Genomic DNA, 17,835 nt, shown 5'->3' on the forward strand with positions numbered 1-17,835 from the left:
AGTTGACCTGCAATCAGGCGACTTCCAGTCAGCACACGGCACCGGTGGGGGACGGCATCGCCGGACGCCCCGGTTCATCGGGGAGGCTTCATGAGTCGAACGGGCGCGCGCCCCAGAGTGCTCGTCGTGGGGGCAGGCCTCGCCGGCACCGCGACGGCCATCCGGCTGCTCCACTTCGCGCGAAGACCACTGGAGATCGTCCTGCTGGAACGCCGCCCCGACTACCGGTCCGCCGGGGTCGCCTACCACCGTGACGGCAACCCCTGGGACCACGTCTTCAACATCCAGGCCGGCCGGATGTCCGTGTTCCGGGAGGACGTCCTCGACTTCGTCCACTGGGCCAATCAGGAGGCCGACCGCCGGGACTGGCCGCAGCGCTGGGCCGCACGGAAGTTCACCGAACAGGGCCCGGCACCCCGCCGCATCTTCCAGGACTACCTCGACGACCGGCTGGCCGAGGCCCGAAGGGAGTCCTGCCCCGGCGCCGTCCTCGTCGAGGCGGACGGCGAGGCGCTCGCCATGGACGCGTGCGACCGGGGCTTCGAGGTGACGGTCGGCCACCTCCGCGCGAACGGACTCGACGGCCTGCGCCCCGGCCCGCTCCCGGACACGAAGGTGCTCGGCGCGGACCACGTCGTCCTCGCCACCGGTCTCGAACTCAAGGAGCCGCCCTTCGCCGCCGAGGTCGCCGGGCACCCCTCCTTCGTACGCAACCCGTACTCCGCGGCCGGAATCCGCACCCTCACCCGGCTTCGGCCCGACGCCACCGTCGCCATCGTCGGATCCGTGCTGAGCGCGTACGACTCGGCGGGACTGCTGCTGCGCAACGGCCACACCGGGCGGATCCACCTCATCTCCAAGTCCGGCACGATCTTCCGCACCTACCCGGGCACCCACGAACACGGCGTGGTGCGCCTGCCCCGCCCCGACACCCTGCTGGAGCCCTACCGCGGCCGCGAGGAATTCCTGGCCCGGGTCGGGACCGCCTGGCGCGCGGCGTGTTCGACGGTCCGCGAGCAGCACCCCGACATCGCCCACGTGATCGTCTCCGAGCGCGTCGCCAAGGCGTGGGAGCCGTACCTCCCCGAGATCATCGAACGCATCCCCACCGACGATCTGCGCCGCCTGCTCGACGAGTTCGCCACCACCATCGCGGCACTGCGCGTCGGCGCCGTGCAGTACACGATGGCGGTCATCGAGCACGCGATGCGGACACCGGACGGGCCGGTGGAGCTGGTCGTCGGCAAGGTCCGGGCGATCACGCCCGCACGGTCCGGACGGCTGCTGGTCTCCCTCGCCGCGCAGCACGACGGCCGCACTCTCGAAGCCGATCTGGTGGTGTCCAACTTCGGCAGGGAATCCGACTACGCCAAGGTCGACGGGCCGCTGTGGCGCGACCTCCTCCGCAAGGGCATCGCCGTCCCCCACGAGCGCACCGGGCGCGGCCTGGAGGTCGACGCCTGCGGAACACTGCTGGACGGCGCCGGCCGGCCGGCCGGCCCGGTCTCCGCGGTCGGCGTGCCGAGGGAGGGCGACGAGATCGTCCGGCACGGCCGGACCGGCGCGTTCGCCTTCAATCTCGCCGCCATCAAGAACCACTCGGTCTCCGTCGCGGCCCACGTGGTCGAGCAGCTGGAACTGCGGCAGGACGGCCTTTGCGACATCGCGGCCCGCCACCCCCACTACCGCAGCTATGCCAGCAATCCGGAGGAAGCGGACCAGGCGGCACTGGAGGAGTCTGTGGTACTGGAAGTGCGGAGGCTGGCCACGCGCGAACGAAGGGAAAGAGAAGCACTCGACTCCCGCCTGATCGCGAGCATCCACTCCATGGGCGGCCTTCCGGCACTCCCGGCAGATGTCTCCCGGCCCGACCGCCTGATGCGAGCGGTCGTCAACCGGGTCGCTGTGGAACGGCTCAACGACGTCTCCGTGACACCACGGCAGCTGCGTCGACAACTGGGCATCGGGAACGTCGACAAACCGGAGGGCTAGTTGAACGGGAACGGGCGACGGATCCGGGGATCTCTTCTGGCCGGGGGCACCGAGAGCGTGCTGCATGGCACCTGCAACCGGACAAGACGCCCACGTGAGGGAACCATCCTCGTCACCCCGTCCCTCGAAGCAGGGCTGTACGACGCCATCGTGGCCGCGCGCGCGGTGGTCTGCGGCTCCGGCGGGCTGACCGGCCACATGCAGTCCCTGTGCCGGGGCAGAGGGATCCCCGTGCTCCGCGTCGACGAGGCCGACCTCGCCGACCTGGTCGGCGAGGTGACGCTGTACCTGGAGAGCGCGTCGATCGTCGTCGGGCCGAAGGCGTCCGCGCGGCCCGGGGCCGAGATCCCCACCCTGGACGACCTCGGCTCGGCGTGCGCGGTCATCGCCGACCTCCAGGACATCACCACCATCAACACCTCGGGGCCGAACGCGGCACGAGTCGAGTCCTTCTTCATCCGCGAGGAGTTCCTCTGCCTCGCACTGGGCCTGAGCCCCCTCGACGCCATGGCCGGCGGCCCCGCCGGCATCACCGCCTACGGGCAGGCCATCGGAGCCAGGCTCCGCGGCTTCGTCGAGGCGCTCCTGCCCGGCCAGCGACTGATCCTGCGGATGCTCGACCTGCGCTCCGACCACGCGGCCGACGTCACCGTGGCCGCCCCGGTGGCGGTCGAACCGAACCCCGAGATGGGCCTGCACGGCGCACGCTGGCTGCTGGGCTCCGACGCCTACCGCGACGCCCTGCACACCGTGCTGTCCACCCTGCGCAAACACCTCGGCGACGAAGCCGACCGAGTGGCGCTCTCGGTGCCGTTCGTCCGCGACGAGACCGAGTACGCCCAACTCCGGGCACACCTCGACCTGCCGGACGACGTGCCCCTGTCCGCGTTCATCGAGACGCCCTCCGCCGTCCACGCCACCCCGGCGATGTGCGCCGAGGGCGTCAGCGAACTGTTCGTCGGCATCAAGGACCTCGTGCAGTTCTACCTCGCCGCGGACCGCGGCAACCACCTGGTCGCCGACTCCTACCGCACCCGCCACCCGGCCGTCCTGGACGCGGTGCGCAGGGTCGTGGAGTTCGCCCGCGCCGCAGGCACCCCGGTACGGGTCTTCTCCCTGGCATCCGACCTCGGCCACTACCTCCAGAACCTGCCGGCCCCCGACGGCTACATGATGTGCACCGCCGAACTCCAGCAGATGCTGCTGCGCCCCCACCCCCGGACCTGACCGCTACGCCGCGCCCACCACGCCGGGGGAGGCCTGCCGCGGCGCGACTCGGCGCGCACCGGTGGCTTCGGCCGGGCTCTGCCGAAGGCGGCCGACGCACCGGGCGAGCCGTGCCGCCAGGGCGGTGCGGCGGGACGCGGAGTCCCCGGTCGGAGCGGAACGCATCCAGGGACCACCGCGCACGAGCCCTGACGGGCCGGGTGCAGCCCACCACCACGAGACCGACGCGCAGGCCCTCCTCCCGCATCCGGCACCGACCGGTGCGCACACGGGCCACCGCATCGCCGTGAGGGGCATCTCCGGAGGGGAAGCAGACGCCGGCGTCCGGGCCGGAACCGTGAGTGCCCCGGCTGCCGAAACAGGATGCCTCAACCCCGTGGTCGGCCAGGACCGCACGGCGGCCGGCCCCCGCACGACGACCGAACCACACAGAGATAGTACCGAAACCGTCCTTTTCGTGACGGTTGTGCGGATCGTTCGTTGGTCTCCTCATGTGGGGTTCCGGTTGACGCCCGGTCATGGGCGGGCGAGCCGAAGGCTCCGCATGATCGGTTCGTGCCCCGTTCCGCCGGGGCGGAGCCGCGTGATTCGGCGTGTGCGGATACGCAGAGGCCGATGGCTCCGCTCGAACGGAAGAACGGTTGGGCTGTGCAAGCACACGGATAGGAGCAGCACATGGGACAGATTGCCGTGGTCAACTTCGTCTCGTTGGACGGCGTCATGCAGTCGGTCCTCTCGGCCGACGAGGACCGGGACGGTGGGTTCGACCAAGGCGGCTGGGTGCTGCCCCACGTCGACGATGTGGTGGAGCGGTTCATGAGCGAGGCCACGGCTGCCGCCGGAGCCCTGCTCCTGGGCCGCAGAACGTACGACATCTTCGCCGCCACGTGGCCGCACGCCGATATGAACGACCCCGCGGTGGCCGCGATGAACGTGGTGCCCAAGTACGTGGCCTCCAACTCGGTCAGGGATCTGCGGTGGGCGAACTCCGTCCTTCTCGGCGCCGATCTGGCGAAAGAGGTCAGCCGTATCAAGGCCGCGTCCGAGAGCGAGACACTGGTGCTGGGCAGCGGAGAACTGCTCGGAACCCTGATCGAGCACGACCTCGTCGACGAGTACCGGCTGCTGGTCATCCCCCTCATCCTGGGCAGCGGGAAACAGCTCTTCACCGATCGCAAGAGCCCCCGCCGCCTGACCCTCACCGCCACGCGGCCGACACCGTCCGGCGTATTGATCAACACCTACCGGCGCCGTGCTGAAGACTGAGGTCGCGGATCACCACGCCGGCAGATGAAGACGGCGGCGAGATGGAGTCCGGCGAGGCAGACGATGAACCGCCCCGGTTCGAGTAGAGGCTCGATTGCGTGAATAGGGTCGAGTCATGGCACGGCTTTCCCGTTACCCGCTTGAGCTCCGCCGTCGTGCGGTGTGCATGGTGGCCGAGGTGCGCGGCGGCTACCCGACCGAGACGCTGCTCTGCAGGAGGTTGCCGAGAAGCCCGGCATCGGTTGCCGTGAGACGCTGCGGAACTGGGTGAAGCAGCACGAGACCGATGCGGGTCAGCGTCCGGGGACGACCTCGGAGGAGTACGCCCAGCTCAAGGCGTTGAGGAAGGAGAACGCCGAGCTGAAAAGGGCGAACGGCATTCTGAAGGCCGCGGCGAGTTTCTTCGCGGCCGGGCTCGACCGGCCACGTTTCCGCCCGTCGAGTACGACGCCAATCACTACATGGAATCCAAGAAACCCCAGGCCACAACCATAATATGAGCTCTCTACCGAACCCGGGGCGGTTCAGGCCGAAACCGGTCGCATTCATGCCGACGCCCACATCACCCACCTGGAAATCCGTACCTGGCGGCATCGCTGACCTCGCCGGGGCAGCACAGCCAACCCACAGCCGGCCGGGAGCGATGCCTACGCACATCAGCTGACCGTGCCGGCCGACCGTACGCCCCGAACAGCACAAGAGCCTTCGGCGTACATGGCTCGACTGAACGAGGCGGCCTCCCTCGTGGCTGACTGCGTGCTCCGCAAGCGTCTTAGCCGGACTGGTCCACCTGGCGAACCAGAGGCCACCCACGGTTCCTCGCTCCGATCGCATACCGGGGCCCGCCGGCGAAGACGCCAGACCTCCGGGAAAGCTCCGGAACGACCACTGCCCGGAGCTTGGAGGCACTGATTCCCAGCCACACCTGCAGGGCGCGAACACTTGGTGAGCGGATGTATCTGCACCTCATGACCAGGGGAGAGCAGTTCGCCGGCCGCCTTCTCACCAGACACACTGGCGGGTTGGCTTGATTCGTATGGGTACCATCGTCGCCACACACTTTCCCCCACGTTGAGATCCGAGGACTACATGTCTGGAAACCTTCCCGTTCAGAGTGTCACGGCAGACTATGTGCAGCGGGTCGCTGATGACCTTGCGGTGAACCGGAGCGAGCAGGAACGCGTGCGTAGCGAGCTGGCGCGGTTGCAGGACGAGCTGGTCCGTCTGGAGGACAGTGAGCAGGTCCTGACGAAGATGCAGGAAGTGCTCGGCGGCACGCCCAAGCAGACCGTGAAGCAGCGCAAAGGCAGCAAGAGGGCCGCGGTTCCCGCGGCGCGGGGCTCCAACAACAAGACAGCAGCAGGGAAGCCGGCTGCCGCCGCCAGGAGCAAGGCATCCAAGAAGACCGTGTCGCCCAAGAAGGCGAGTGAGCCCACGTGGCTCGAGCTGACCACCGCCTACCTGGGAGGACAGAGCGAGCCCAGGTCCGCGGCAGAAGTAGCGGCCTCGCTCTCCGAGGCACACCCCGAGCGCGCGGCCCAGGTGACGGTGGTGCGCAACACTCTGGAACAGGGCGTTGCACAGGGGCTGCTGGAGCGTTCCAAGCAGGGACGTTCGGTCTTCTACAACCCCACCTCCCCTGCCTCAGCCCCCTCCGGTTCCTAGCCGGTTTCGGTTGCCTCAGACGGCTGGTCGGCAAGCCGGCTCACGCCTCGAGGAGCCCTGACCGACTGCCTGCGTGCTGCTTCTCCCTCCAGGCCGCAGGGCTGCGTCCAGGGTTCCTCAGGGCCCTCTGCGGGCCGGAGCCGGGAGGTGTAACGCCAGCCGCGCCCAGACGGCTTTGCCTGCGGCGCCGGAAGGTTTCCACCCTCACCCCCACCGAGGGCCTCGACGACAGGCAGTCCGCGTTGGTCCCCCGCCAGAGGAGCCGGCGGTGTGAGACGGAGCCTGCCCGCGTCGGCCGGGGCCGTATGGCACCCCTTCCCTTTACCGTGACCGGTCGTCCGCCGATGCGCGCACAGAGCGCGTAGTCGTGATGCCCTTGCCGGGCAGCCACATGGCTGCAAGACATGGGAGGAATCCGGCGTACAGGCCGCCGTCGAGTGACGTCGCCGATCGCCGATCGCCGGGCATCGGGTCGGCGACGCCGCTCCGTCAACATGGCCTACTCGGACACCTCAGCATCGACTTCCTTTGGATCGGGGGCCAGGGAGAACAAGGTGTCCTCCTCCCGGCCTCCAGCTCTTTCCACCACTCGGCCCTCGCCCGGGCGACGGCGTCACCGAACACCCACATGCCGCACGGGCAGCTCCGGGAACAGCTCCGGGAACCGGCGGAGCACTTCGCCGACGGACACCAGGCCATCGAGGAGCTCCGGACCAAAGCGGCTGCCCAGCAGCAGGTGCGCCCGAGCGATGCTCCCGGGCACGGGCTCTGCACCGCCGAACGGGCCGGGCTGACCACCATCGCCCCGGCGGCCGCGCCCGAGCGCCTGGACCGTACGGCGTGAGGTCAGGTGTCCGCGCCGACACGTTCCGCCGACGCTTGCACCTTCTGTTCCACGAACGACCACGCGCCGTCCGGTGCGGAGTACGGGGTTCCTGGTGGGACGGTCATCCACAGGGAGCCGTCGTCGGCGATGAGGAGCATGCCGTGGGCGTGAAGGGAATGCACCGACTCGCGGGCAGCGTCGCTGTTGACGACGTCGGTCCTGGGGGAGAGCTGGGCCAGCAGGTCCGTCTCGTCCAGCAGGAGTTCCAGTTGGCCGACAGCGCCCAGCGGGATGTTCGGTCCGTAGATTTTCCGGAACCGCAGCAGGTACCGCATGGTGGTGACTTCGCAGGAGTCGGCCCCGAAGTGGTCAGTGACCTGCACCATGACATCGGTGTCCGTGCCGACGGGGCTGTCCCAGTCGGTGTAAAAAGCACCGGGCGGCTGAAGGTCGAACAGGAGCTTCGGCTGCCGGGGGCGTGGTGTCCTGGGCGGGCGGGGCCCGATGCGCTGTGTGGCTGCGGCCCGGCGGGCCGCTTCACGGGCCCTGCGGGCGGTTGGGTCTGCTTGTTTGTGTGCCATATCTGCGCAACGATCAGTGCTACGGCCGGGTTGTGGCCGCCGTGTCGACGACCGCGCCGGATCCGAGGGAACTGCGGATCAGTGTTCCTACGTGGTTGGTGTGCTGCTGGTCCTGAGCCGAGGTTATGGCGTATCCGTTTTCGTGATGTCGTGAGAGCGGTGGCGTCAGAGTGTGTCCCTGTACGAACTGACCACCGGCGACCGGAAGGCCGCCGCGATCTCGCGCAGGTGGGTGATCTCGTCGGTGAATCCGGTCGCTCCGGGCCCGGTGAGGTTGACCGCCTGGGCCCGGGGAGTGCGGCCACCGTTCCTGCCCCGCAGCGCGGCGCTAAGCCAGCAGGCGGTGATGTGGGTGTCCTCGGCGTGGGCGGGGACACCGTGGGCGGAGACGTGCTGGAGGGCGAGGTCGAGGTCGGCCGGGGTGACGTAGTTCCGCAGCACGATCATCGCGTCGCGGATCTCGATGACTTTTCGGTACAGGCGTAGCTGGCGGGGAACCGAGGCCGGATGACCGCGATTCGCAGGTCCGAGGACGACGTCGGGGACCGCGGCCGTCAGATCGCGCCACAGGGGTTCGAGGTCCCTGGACGCCGCGAGCAGTCGCCACCAGGTGTGCACATGCGCAAGGGCCGGCAGGCCGAGACAGGAGGCTATGGCGAGGGCTTCCAGGCCGGACACGGGTGCGAAGAGTGGGGTGAGGGTGGACGACGCCGTGTGGAGGTGGACCAGCTTGAATGCCCACAGCACGGACGCGAGCAGCATGCCCGTACCGAACAGGCGCAGCCCGTGCCGCAGCAGCGGGGGCGAGTCCTTGCGGCGCCCGGCACTCCAGCAGACGAATCCGCAGGTCGTGTCCACGAGCAGATGGAAGGCGAGGAAGATCCACCAGTAGGCGAGCACCACGGCGGGCTCGTCCGCGCCGGGGCGGATCTGTATACGGCCGGCCGGGCCGCCGAGGGAGAGGGCGACCAAGGCCAGCATGACGCAGGCTGTCCCGCCGAAGGCCAGGGAGCTGTGGCGCTGCCGGCCGGCGGCCCTCAGGATGAGCCACAGCACGGCCGCCCCGTCGGCGATGCTGAACAGGTGCTTGGCCAAATCTATCTGTCGGGCACTCAAGTGAGTGCCCGACAGAAACGCGGTGACGGGTTCCAGGTGCAGTGACATCGCGACGGCGATCGCGGTGACTCCGAGCCACAGAGGCCGCTGTTCCCGGCTGGCGACGGCCGTGGGTGCTCTGGCGATCACGGCCAGCCACAGCCCGGCGATGCCCAGGGGCTCTAACCAAGCGAGCATGGCGCTCCCGCGTAACGGATTCCGCGGAGTCCCATGGCGGATTCCAGTCCTCCCAGCATGCCGGAGAGCACGATGGGCTCCGGTACCCGGCCGGCGGCTTCGAGAATGAGACTGGCGATCAGTTCCGCCTCCTGCTCCTGCTCGTCGGAGTAGCGCAGCCGCGGAAGTGCGGGCCGGGTGGCGTCCGTAACGTCGAAACCGGGCTGCTGGTACTGGTAGAGGCGGTCACCCGACGGCGGCTCGTGCTCGCACACCATGTGTCCGATCTCGTGCACGATGATGTGCTCCTGGTGGAGCGGACTCGTCTGGCTGTCGTAGAAGATGAAGTCTCCCCGATCGGCCACCAGCCACATGCCGGAAGGTGTGCCGGGAACGGTCGGTGTCGGCAACTCGGCGAGGTGGAGAGGGCGTCCGCGCTCCGCCGCGAGCTGGGCGCAGAGTTCCTCGGCGGAGAAGGGGTCGGGCAGCGTGATGCCGCAGATCACTCGCTCACATTTCCGACGCAGACGTTTCCAGCGCATCGCGGTCGGTTCTCCAGGTCTTGGCTGCTCGGCTGGCTGGTGGAGTACGGGGCCGCGGACCGGCGCACGCGCGACCGTGGCCCGCCCGCGTCACGGGGCAGGGCTGTCGCCGTGCCGTTTCAGGCGTGCTCCGGCCGTGAGGTTCCCCTCCACACCCTGCTCCAGTTCACGCAGCCGCCGGATCATGTCGGCCGCCATCCGCTTGCCCTCCGGCGACAGGGCCGTGAGGTCTCCGCGGAGGTATACGGCGGTCACTCCGGCCTCCGCCATCGCCCTGTCCAGTTCCCTGCGTGCGAGGTCCTCCTCGATCACGTCGCGGGCTACCTCGTCCTCCATGAAGTAGGACACGGGGACATCGAAGTAGCGGGCGAGGGAACGGAGATGCCGCAAGGTCGGATTCGTCCGCTCTCCCTGGTGCAGTTGCCACAGATAAGCGCCGGAGAATGATTCACCCGACAGGGAGGAGATCTCCGCCGCCATGGTTTTGTAGGACGGTTTATTGTCCGCGTTCAGTGTCGCACGCAGCTTGAAGAGGTGGTCGAGTTTCAGCGCCAGAACCAATCGGCCGTCCGGGTTGCCGCTCATCGTCTGTCACTCCCCACTCAGTGCGTCGGTTTGTGGGTTTCTCTTGTTTTCCCACGAGTTTTCCCACGAGGATACGTGACCCTCCTTCCGAACACCCGGGCGACCAGTAGGAATCCGGTCGCGGCCGGTGAGAATGGCTAGATCCGGACGGTCCTGTAACAAGTATGTCAATGACGAGGCGCAGGCCGTCGGAGACGGCTCGATTCTCCGTTTCAAAAGCCCCTTGAGGTGCCCCGGTGATGAAGCTAGTATCCACATTCGAACTTCCGTTAACTGGCATGAACGGCCCGATGATTCACTATTCGCACGAGTTGACAGGCCTGCGGCAGGGCTGTCGGCGGACCGGTCCGCGTGCAGTGCGACCGCCCGGCTCGGTGGGCGCGGGGCGGCAACCTCTGGGGGGAGAGACATGCAGGTGCTTATCGTGGAGGACGAAGCTGAGGCCGCTGAGGCCTTGAGCCGCGGGTTACAGCGCCGCGGCCATCAAACCGTCGACGTCAGTACCGGAACGGAAGCGCTGGCCGCCTACCGGGACGCGGATCTGATTCTGCTCGATCTCGAACTGCCCGATATAGACGGGCTGGAGGTGTGCCGGAGCATCCGGGCCGCCTGTGCCACTCCCATCATCGCCCTGACCGAGCGGGGTACGGAGCTGGACCGCATCCTCGGCCTCCAGGCCGGTTCGGACGACTGCCTGGGCAAGCCCTACGTCTTCCACGAGCTCATGGCACGCATCGACGCGGTGATGCGCCGCGTACGCCCGCAGCTCCGAGTCGTGTACGACAGGCCGATCACCCGGGGGCCGTTGCGCATCGATCCGGCGACCCGTGAGGTCCGGCTCCACGAGGAGCCGGTGGATCTGACCCGCAAGGAATTCGACCTCCTCTACCATCTGGCGAGCCATCCCGGTGTGGTGATCTCCCGTGAGGGGCTGATGGTCGAGATCTGGGGTGATCCCGGTCAGCACGCGCTGAGCTCCCGCGTCAGCCGCACCATCGACACGCACGTCAGCACCCTGCGGGCCAAGCTCGGTGCCAGCACGTGGATAGTGACGGTACGGGGGATCGGCTTCCGCTTCGGACGCGGGTGAAGGGCTTCGGACGCGGTCAACGAGTGAAGGAGCGCCTGTTCGTGCACGTCTCCCGGACGTCGTGCTCGTGATAGAAGGTCCGACCCCCGCGGCGCAGGCGCCGCCAGCCCCCCTCGTTCGCGAGCCGGTAGACACTCCCGGGTGCCATGTCCCACAGCCGGGAGATCTCCGCGGCGGTCAGCCATGCCGGAGGAGCGGACTCCGGCCGGTCTGATCCCCCTTCGCGCATCCGGTGGCTCAGCCGTGTCCACTCGTGCCCCGCCCACCGGTGGGCGGGGTCGACCCCGCACCGGATCTCCATGGCCTCCGGGGTCTCCCGTGTGCCGCCCGGGGCCACGGACGCCTGGAGGGTTCCGGGGCAGCCGGCCTCCGGGCAGGGGCCGACCGGGACGGCGCGGGGGGCCGGAGCGGTCAGCCGGCCGCTTCCGCGCACCAGGCGGGCCACCTCGGCCGAGAGGTCTCCCGCCGCAGGGTGCGCGGCGAGCCAGTCGGCGTGCCGCAACAGGAACGGGGCCAGCTCCGGCACGGTGCGGCGGGGCGGTACGACACCGCGTGTCTGGGTGATCAGGCCGGCCCACGAGCCGAGCACGCCGACGATCGCGGAACGGGCGTCGGCCGCGGCGGTGTTGAACGGCATGCCGGGGAGAGGGCCGCCGGAGGTCCGCTCTCCCAGCCCTCCGGGACCCCCGCCGCCGAGCAGTTGCCCGCAGGCTTCGTACAGACCGGGCAGCCGGCGCAGGCCCGCGGCCAGGCTCTCGCGGCAGTCCGGGCAGAGCCGGGAGCCTTCGGCGGCCCGGCGGCGCGCGGGCGGGCCCGAGGCGTCGGACGGGCAGCCCGCCCCCTCGCACCGAGCGGTCGGCGCCGTTCCGGGCTTCGCGTTCCGCTCCATCGTCTCCCCGTTCCTGGTAAATCTCCGGCGGCCGTGCCCGGTGAATCTATCTTTCCGGCTGGACGGCGGCAACGGATAAGGGCCCATTTGCTATTTTCCGAACATGAATTGACGCCGATCCGCGACGTTTGACAATGACTTGACAAAGGGTTGTGCCTGTCTTTACAGGAATCCCTTGACGTGGCGAGGTGTCCCGAAGAAGCTATTCATTAGCTTCCGCAGTGCTGTGCCAACACGCGTCTTCACGTGTGTTTGGCCCCTGAAGTCAACTCCCTGATATTAGACGGAAGGACAGGTATGCCAGCGAAAGAGTTCACGGTGGATGACCTCAAGCGTATTCTGAGGGAGGGGGCCGGCGCGGATGAGGACGTCGACCTCGACGACGATATCGCGGACACCGACTTCGAGTCCCTGGGCTACGAGTCCCTCGCGATGCTGGAGACCGGCGGCCGTATCGAGCGGGAGTACGGCATCACTCTGGACGACGTTGATCTGACCGAGGCGAGCACACCGCGCGCACTGGTGGGAGCCGTCAACGCACACCTGTCGGCCGTGCTGGCCGACTGACAGTGATGATGTTCATGGTGACGCCGCTGGCGGGTCCGACCCTCCGTCTGGCTGACGTTTCGACTGTCCTGTCTGGGATTTGTCGGCCCGCCGGGCGTCCATGTACGCGGCCGGACGGGCGTTCATGACTCGCGCCCCTGCGGGCGCCCTCCGTGATCTTGCGCGGGTGGTAGTCCTGTCCGCGCCAGCCGTCACGGATCTGGCAGACGGCGATCGTGTGCGGGACCGAATTCAGTGCGCGGCTGCCGCCGAAGGCGTCCAGAAGCGAGCTTTCGGTGTGGCCGGCGAAGTGGTTCTCGGTAGGGAAGCTGCCGATGTGGCCGATGACCTTCGCGGCCGGCACAGTGCCCAGGCCCAGCAGGACGGTCAGCGTGGTGCGGGTGGCCGCGACAACCTCGCGCATCTCGGCCTCGTTGTCCTTGGCCTGCCGGTCCAGCCGGCGGAGGTCGGCCAGCAGGTCACAGGCTATGTCTCGGCGGAGTTGTCGGTGGCCGTGACCGGCCGGATGCCGGTCATCAGGTAGTGGAGGCTCTGCGCGTGCTGAGAGTTGCGCGCCGCAGTACGGTCAAGGCTCGCACCCAGGCGATGAACCAGATCCGGGGCCTGCTCGTTTCGGCACCCGCGATGCTTCGCGAGCCGACCACGGGCATCGAACGGGTGGCACTGATACGGACCCTGGCCCGGCTGCGGCCCGGCGAGGATTTGCCCCGCCCCTTGACCGCGGCCCGTGCGGCTCTGCGCAGCTTGGACCGCCGCACCAGGAAAGGGCTGTCGGAGAAGGACACCATGCGCCGCCTCAAGCGATTCGTCGCCCGCGAGGTCTACCGCGCCCTGACCAGCACACGAACGGAACGAATCACTCAAACCGACCTTGCTCCTGCGGCTTGACGTCCGCAGGAGCATCCCCGCCGTTCCTCATGGGCAAGGAGAGCAGCATGACGCAGCAGGCCGGCCGCGAGACCGAGCACGAGGTCACCGTGGCCGCCCCGGCCCCGGAGGTCTACCGCCTGATCGCGGAGGTCGAGAACTGGCCTCTGATGTTCCCGCCCTCGGTCCACGTCGACTACGCGGAGCGGGGCGAGCACACGGAACGCATCCGGATCTGGGCCGACATCAACGGCGAGGCCAAGCAGTGGACATCACGCCGTGTCCTGGACGCCGGGACACTGCGGATCGAGTTCCGCCAGGAGGTGTCCGCACCGCCGGTGGCCGCGATGGGCGGTACCTGGATCGTCGAACCGGCCGGGGACGAGGTCTCGCGCGTACGGCTGCTGCACCATTTCAGGGCCGTCGGCGACGACCCGGCGAAGCTCGACTGGATCGACCAAGCGGTCGACCGCAACAGCCGGTCCGAACTCGCCGCCCTGAAGAGCACCGCCGAACGGGCCTCCGAGGATGCCGGGTTGAGCCTGACCTTCGAGGACACGGTACGTGTCGCCGGCCCGGTGCGCCGTGCCTACGCCTTCATCAACGAGGCCCAGCACTGGGCCGACCGGCTGCCGCACGTCGTCGGGGTCTCGCTCACGGAGGACACGCCGGGCCTCCAGGTGCTGAGGATGGAGACCCGTACCAAGGACGGGTCGGCCCACACCACCGAGTCCGTGAGGGTCTGTTTCCCGGAGGACAGAATCGTGTACAAGCAGACCCGGCTGCCCGCCCTGCTGAGCCTGCACACCGGCTGCTGGAAGTTCGCCGAAACCGACGGCGTCACCGTCGTCACCTCCCGGCACACGGCGGTGATCGACGCGGCGGCCATCGTCCCGGTCCTGGGCCGAGGTGCCGGCGTTCCCGAGGCGCGCGCCTTCGTCCGCGACGCGCTCAGCGGCAACAGCCTGGCCACGCTCGGCCACGCCAAGGAGTACGCGGAAGCGCGCGGCTGACCCGCGCGGCCACCGACGTGAAAGGAACGTAACCATGTCGAGTCCCGTCTCAGAAGAGACCGTCGCCCGCTATCGCGAACAGGGTTTCATCCATATCCCGCGCGTCCTCACCGAGGCGGAGACCAAGGAGTTCCTCGCCGACGCCTCGGTGCAGCTGGACCAGGACGAGAAAGTGTCCTGGGACCGCGAGGACGGCAATGTCATGGACTGGGTCACCTACGCCGACCGCAAGAGCGAGGCCATGCGCAGGCTCGCCCTTCACCCCCGTATCACCGCCATCGCCGAACAACTGGCCGGCGCGCCCCTGCGCATGTTCAAGTCGGAGATCCTCCGCAAGAGCACATCCGGCTCCGCCACCACCCCCATCCACGCAGACGCGCCCGCCATCCCCTATGCCGGCGCACCCGTCGGCCTGACCTCGTGGGTCGCGCTGACGGATGTGCCGGTCGAGCGCGGCTGCATGACCTTCATCCCCGGATCGCACCTGCGGACCGGCGCGCCCGTCACGGCCGAGCAGGCCAAACGCCACCTCTTCAGCTGCCCGCCGGAGCTGATGTGGGACCCGCGGGTGACGGTGCCGCTGCGGGCCGGCGACTGCACCTTCCACCATGAGCAGGTCATGCACCTGGCCGGTGCCAACCTGACGGCCGAGGCCAGGGTGTCCCTTGCCACGGTCTACATGGACGCCGGGGCCACCTTCCGGGCCGACGCCCTGGTGGCGCACGACCTCGGGCTGGAGCCGGGCGAACCGCTGAACGACGAGCGGTTCCCGCTGATCGGGACCCACAGCTGACCCCGCAGCCGGTCCCTGGGCTGGGACACCGGCTCGATCTCTGGCTGTTCCGGCCGCCGTACGACGCGTTCACGGACGCCGGCACACCGGCCGTGGCCACGCTCGACCCCCATGAACGCGAACGAGCCGCCGCGTTTGTACGCCCCCGCGACCGCGCACGCTACATCACGGCGCACGCGGCCCTGCGGCGGCTGCTCTCCGGCTATCTCGCCGTTGCTCCCGAGGACATCCGCTTCGTACGAGAACCCTGCCCCGGCTGCGGCGGACCGCACGGCAGGCCCGCGATCGACGGCGAGCGGCCACCGCTGCACTTCTCGCTCTCGCACAGCGGGGAACTGACACTCGTGGGAGTGGCCGCCTCCCCGCTCGGGGTCGACGTGCAGAAGGTGCCACGGGCTGCCTCCGTCGCCTGGTGCGTCCCCGCGCTCCACCCGGCCGAGCGCGCGGAACTGAACGCCCTCCCCGGTGACCGGCGACCGGCCGGCTTCGCCGCGCTGTGGGCGCGCAAAGAGGCATACCTCAAAGGGCTCGGCATCGGGCTCGGCCGCTCGCCCGCCGCCGACTATCTCGGACGGGCAAAGAAACCACCCCGGCCCGCCGGGTGGACCGTCCTGGACGTGCCGGCGGACACCGGCTACGCCGCGGCGGCCGCCATCCGGGGACAAGCGCCTTCGGCGGTCACTCTCCGGGTCCCGGCGACGGTCCCGCCCCCCTACCGGCACGGGGAACGAACACGATACGGACCCCAAAGCAGCCCTTCGGAAGGAACGTCATGACCACGTACGTCTGGGACTACCTGCCGGAGTACGAGAAGGAACGCGACGACATCCTCGACGCGGTCGACACGGTCTTCCGCTCGGGTCGGCTGGTGCTGGGCGACAGCGTGCGCGGATTCGAGGAGGAGTTCGCCGCCTACCACGGCGTCCCGCACGCGACCGGCGTGGACAACGGGACCAACGCCGTCAAACTCGGCCTGGAAGCCTTGGGGGTGGGAGCGGGCGACGAGGTCATCACCGTCTCCAACACCGCCGCCCCGACGGTCCTGGCCATCACCGGAGCGGGCGCCATCCCCGTGTTCGTCGACATCCGCGAGGAGGACTTCCTCATGGACACCACCCAGGTGGCGGCCGCCATCACCCCGCGCACCAGAGTCCTGCTCCCGGTGCATCTGTACGGACAGTGTGTCGACATGGCGCCCCTGAGGCGGCTCGCCGACGAGCACGGTCTGCGCATTCTGGAGGACTGCGCCCAGGCGCACGGTGCCCGCCACCACGGCCGGCCGGCCGGATCGCTGGGAGACGCGGCGGCCTTCTCCTTCTACCCGACCAAGGTGCTGGGGGCGTACGGGGACGCCGGCGCCGTCCTCACCTCGGACGAGGCCGTCGACGCGAGTCTCAGACGACTGCGGTACTACGGCATGGAGAAGGCCTACTACGTCGTCAGCACCCCCGGCCACAACTCCCGGCTCGACGAGGTGCAGGCGGAGATCCTGCGCCGCAAACTGCGTCGGCTGAACGACTACGTGGCCGGGCGCCGCGCGGTCGCCCGGCGCTACGAAGCCGGGCTCGGCGACCTCACCGGAGCCGGCGGGCTGCGTCTGCCGTCCGTCGCGCCGGGCAACGACCATGTCCACTACGTGTACGTGGTCCGCCATCCGCGCCGTGACGAGATCATCGAACAGCTGAAAGCGCACGGCATCTCGCTGAACATCAGCTACCCCTGGCCGGTCCACACGATGACCGGCTTCGCCCACCTCGGCTACGCGCGCGGCACGCTCCCCGTCACCGAGCGGCTGGCCGGTGAGATCTTCTCGCTGCCCATGTATCCCTCCCTGCCGGAAGAGGCACAGGACAAGGTGATCGCCGCCCTGCGCGACGTACTGGAATCGCTCGGAGACACAGGGAGGACCGCATGACCCGGACCGACGTCGTCGATCTCTACGACCGTGCCGACATCTACGAGGCGATCTACCGGGGACGGGGGAAGGACTATGCCAAGGAGGCCGCCGCCGTCGTCCGCGCAGTCAAGGACATCCGCCCGGACGCCGGCCGGCTGCTGGATGTCGCCTGCGGAACGGGATCGCATCTCGCCCACTTCGCCCCGGCGTTCGGAGAAGTCGCGGGGATCGACCTGTCCGAGGACATGCTGCGCCTCGCCCGCGCCCGGCTCCCGGAAGTCCCGCTGAGCCAGGGGGACATGCGCAGGTTCGATCTCGGACACACCTTCGACGCGATCACCTGCATGTTCAGCTCCGTCGGCTACCTGGCCACGACCGGGGAGCTGAACGCGACACTGGCGAGCTTCGCCCGCCATCTGCGCCCCGGGGGCGTCGTGGTCGTCGAACCGTGGTGGACACCCGACGCGTTCCTCAGCGGATATGTGCAGGGCGACGTGGTGACGGTCGACGGCCGGACCATCTCCAGGGTCTCGCACTCGGTACGAAACACGGAGCGGACGGCCAGCCGTATGGAAGTGCACTACGTCGTGGCGGAACCGGGCTCCGGCATGAGGCACTTCACCGACGTGCACGTCATGACGCTCTTCACCCGGGAGGAGTACGAGGAGGCCTTCCGCCGAGCGGGTCTCACGGTGTCGTTCCTCGAGTCCGGCCTGACGGCACCGGGACTGTACGTCGGCGCTCTCGCCGGCGCCCGGTGAGG

Annotated in this window: 19 protein-coding genes and 1 pseudogene; 15 read left to right on the forward strand and 5 right to left on the reverse strand. The window is 69.0% G+C overall.

Annotated features, from left to right (window positions below):
• Positions 1-90 precede the first annotated feature (90 nt).
• The 6 genes and pseudogenes from ACZ60Q_RS34155 to ACZ60Q_RS34180 all read left to right on the forward strand — a co-directional run bounded on the left by ACZ60Q_RS34155 (position 91) and on the right by ACZ60Q_RS34180 (position 6,994).
• Positions 91-1,992 (forward strand): FAD/NAD(P)-binding protein, encoded by a 1,902-nt coding sequence (locus ACZ60Q_RS34155; protein ID WP_469641452.1) that lies wholly within the window; start codon positions 91-93, stop codon positions 1,990-1,992.
• The gene (locus tag ACZ60Q_RS34160; RefSeq protein ID WP_469641453.1) at positions 1,993-3,219 is read left to right on the forward strand and encodes a putative PEP-binding protein; all 1,227 of its coding nucleotides are present in this window, start codon (positions 1,993-1,995) and stop codon (positions 3,217-3,219) included.
• A 675-nt stretch (positions 3,220-3,894) separates the two neighbouring features.
• Positions 3,895-4,485, forward strand: a complete 591-nt coding sequence (locus tag ACZ60Q_RS34165; RefSeq protein WP_469641454.1) for a dihydrofolate reductase family protein — start codon at positions 3,895-3,897, stop codon at positions 4,483-4,485.
• Between the two features lie 115 nt (positions 4,486-4,600).
• Positions 4,601-4,911, forward strand: a pseudogene (locus ACZ60Q_RS34170) (transposase); the annotation flags it as partial.
• Positions 4,912-5,574: 663 nt separating this feature from the next.
• Entirely contained in the window at positions 5,575-6,150 is a 576-nt protein-coding gene (locus ACZ60Q_RS34175) for a hypothetical protein (protein ID WP_469641455.1), read from the forward strand.
• A 628-nt stretch (positions 6,151-6,778) separates the two neighbouring features.
• Positions 6,779-6,994, forward strand: coding sequence for a hypothetical protein (locus ACZ60Q_RS34180; RefSeq protein ID WP_469641456.1), 216 nt, complete (start codon positions 6,779-6,781; stop codon positions 6,992-6,994).
• Between the two features lie 2 nt (positions 6,995-6,996).
• Here the strand turns inward: ACZ60Q_RS34180 and ACZ60Q_RS34185 are convergent, their stop codons facing one another.
• From ACZ60Q_RS34185 to ACZ60Q_RS34200, 4 genes are all read right to left on the reverse strand, one after another.
• On the reverse strand, positions 6,997-7,362 hold the full coding sequence (locus tag ACZ60Q_RS34185; protein WP_469641457.1) for a hypothetical protein: 366 nt from the start codon (positions 7,360-7,362) through the stop codon (positions 6,997-6,999).
• Between the two features lie 360 nt (positions 7,363-7,722).
• A complete protein-coding gene (locus ACZ60Q_RS34190; protein WP_469641458.1) occupies positions 7,723-8,850 on the reverse strand; it encodes an MAB_1171c family putative transporter in 1,128 nt (375 codons plus the stop codon).
• Entirely contained in the window at positions 8,835-9,335 is a 501-nt protein-coding gene (locus ACZ60Q_RS34195; protein ID WP_469641459.1) for a hypothetical protein, read from the reverse strand. Before ACZ60Q_RS34195 ends, ACZ60Q_RS34190 begins: the two co-directional genes overlap by 16 nt.
• A 126-nt stretch (positions 9,336-9,461) precedes the next feature.
• On the reverse strand, positions 9,462-9,956 hold the full coding sequence (locus ACZ60Q_RS34200) for an XRE family transcriptional regulator (RefSeq protein WP_469641460.1): 495 nt from the start codon (positions 9,954-9,956) through the stop codon (positions 9,462-9,464).
• A gap of 424 nt (positions 9,957-10,380) precedes the next feature.
• Here ACZ60Q_RS34200 and ACZ60Q_RS34205 point away from each other — a divergent pair, with 424 nt between their 5' ends.
• On the forward strand, positions 10,381-11,046 hold the full coding sequence (locus ACZ60Q_RS34205; RefSeq protein ID WP_469641461.1) for a response regulator transcription factor: 666 nt from the start codon (positions 10,381-10,383) through the stop codon (positions 11,044-11,046).
• Positions 11,047-11,062: 16 nt separating this feature from the next.
• Here the strand turns inward: ACZ60Q_RS34205 and ACZ60Q_RS34210 are convergent, their stop codons facing one another.
• The gene (locus tag ACZ60Q_RS34210; RefSeq protein WP_469641462.1) at positions 11,063-11,935 is read right to left on the reverse strand and encodes a hypothetical protein; all 873 of its coding nucleotides are present in this window, start codon (positions 11,933-11,935) and stop codon (positions 11,063-11,065) included.
• Between the two features lie 297 nt (positions 11,936-12,232).
• On the opposite strand from ACZ60Q_RS34210, the gene ACZ60Q_RS34215 reads away from it, so the two are divergent.
• The 8 genes from ACZ60Q_RS34215 (at position 12,233) to ACZ60Q_RS34250 (ending at position 17,833) form a co-directional block, all read left to right on the forward strand.
• On the forward strand, positions 12,233-12,502 hold the full coding sequence (locus ACZ60Q_RS34215) for an acyl carrier protein (protein WP_469641463.1): 270 nt from the start codon (positions 12,233-12,235) through the stop codon (positions 12,500-12,502).
• A 316-nt stretch (positions 12,503-12,818) separates the two neighbouring features.
• Positions 12,819-13,025, forward strand: a complete 207-nt coding sequence (locus ACZ60Q_RS34220) for a hypothetical protein (protein WP_469641464.1) — start codon at positions 12,819-12,821, stop codon at positions 13,023-13,025.
• Positions 13,026-13,039: 14 nt separating this feature from the next.
• The gene (locus tag ACZ60Q_RS34225; RefSeq protein ID WP_469641465.1) at positions 13,040-13,390 is read left to right on the forward strand and encodes a hypothetical protein; all 351 of its coding nucleotides are present in this window, start codon (positions 13,040-13,042) and stop codon (positions 13,388-13,390) included.
• 47 nt (positions 13,391-13,437) lie between these two features.
• Positions 13,438-14,382 (forward strand): aromatase/cyclase, encoded by a 945-nt coding sequence (locus ACZ60Q_RS34230; protein ID WP_469641466.1) that lies wholly within the window; start codon positions 13,438-13,440, stop codon positions 14,380-14,382.
• Positions 14,383-14,416: 34 nt separating this feature from the next.
• A complete protein-coding gene (locus tag ACZ60Q_RS34235; protein ID WP_469641467.1) occupies positions 14,417-15,175 on the forward strand; it encodes a phytanoyl-CoA dioxygenase family protein in 759 nt (252 codons plus the stop codon).
• Between the two features lie 92 nt (positions 15,176-15,267).
• Positions 15,268-15,951, forward strand: coding sequence for a 4'-phosphopantetheinyl transferase family protein (locus tag ACZ60Q_RS34240; protein ID WP_469641468.1), 684 nt, complete (start codon positions 15,268-15,270; stop codon positions 15,949-15,951).
• The gene (locus ACZ60Q_RS34245) at positions 15,948-17,090 is read left to right on the forward strand and encodes a DegT/DnrJ/EryC1/StrS family aminotransferase (RefSeq protein WP_469641469.1); all 1,143 of its coding nucleotides are present in this window, start codon (positions 15,948-15,950) and stop codon (positions 17,088-17,090) included. Before ACZ60Q_RS34240 ends, ACZ60Q_RS34245 begins: the two co-directional genes overlap by 4 nt.
• On the forward strand, positions 17,087-17,833 hold the full coding sequence (locus ACZ60Q_RS34250; RefSeq protein WP_469641470.1) for a class I SAM-dependent DNA methyltransferase: 747 nt from the start codon (positions 17,087-17,089) through the stop codon (positions 17,831-17,833). Before ACZ60Q_RS34245 ends, ACZ60Q_RS34250 begins: the two co-directional genes overlap by 4 nt.
• Positions 17,834-17,835 lie beyond the last annotated feature (2 nt).

It is taken from the genome of Streptomyces sp. NPDC104313, from assembly GCF_055583985.1.

Coding starts and splice junctions, on each gene's coding strand:
- ACZ60Q_RS34155 (WP_469641452.1), top strand. CDS start 91: ATGAGTCGAACGGGCGCGCGCCCCAGAGTGCTCGTCGTGGGGGCAGGC.
- ACZ60Q_RS34165 (WP_469641454.1), top strand. CDS start 3,895: ATGGGACAGATTGCCGTGGTCAACTTCGTCTCGTTGGACGGCGTCATG.
- ACZ60Q_RS34175 (WP_469641455.1), top strand. CDS start 5,575: ATGTCTGGAAACCTTCCCGTTCAGAGTGTCACGGCAGACTATGTGCAG.
- ACZ60Q_RS34180 (WP_469641456.1), top strand. CDS start 6,779: ATGCCGCACGGGCAGCTCCGGGAACAGCTCCGGGAACCGGCGGAGCAC.
- ACZ60Q_RS34185 (WP_469641457.1), bottom strand. CDS start 7,362: ATGGTGCAGGTCACTGACCACTTCGGGGCCGACTCCTGCGAAGTCACC.
- ACZ60Q_RS34190 (WP_469641458.1), bottom strand. CDS start 8,850: ATGCTCGCTTGGTTAGAGCCCCTGGGCATCGCCGGGCTGTGGCTGGCC.
- ACZ60Q_RS34200 (WP_469641460.1), bottom strand. CDS start 9,956: ATGAGCGGCAACCCGGACGGCCGATTGGTTCTGGCGCTGAAACTCGAC.
- ACZ60Q_RS34210 (WP_469641462.1), bottom strand. CDS start 11,935: ATGGAGCGGAACGCGAAGCCCGGAACGGCGCCGACCGCTCGGTGCGAG.
- ACZ60Q_RS34215 (WP_469641463.1), top strand. CDS start 12,233: ATGCCAGCGAAAGAGTTCACGGTGGATGACCTCAAGCGTATTCTGAGG.
- ACZ60Q_RS34230 (WP_469641466.1), top strand. CDS start 13,438: ATGACGCAGCAGGCCGGCCGCGAGACCGAGCACGAGGTCACCGTGGCC.
- ACZ60Q_RS34235 (WP_469641467.1), top strand. CDS start 14,417: ATGTCGAGTCCCGTCTCAGAAGAGACCGTCGCCCGCTATCGCGAACAG.
- ACZ60Q_RS34245 (WP_469641469.1), top strand. CDS start 15,948: ATGACCACGTACGTCTGGGACTACCTGCCGGAGTACGAGAAGGAACGC.
- ACZ60Q_RS34250 (WP_469641470.1), top strand. CDS start 17,087: ATGACCCGGACCGACGTCGTCGATCTCTACGACCGTGCCGACATCTAC.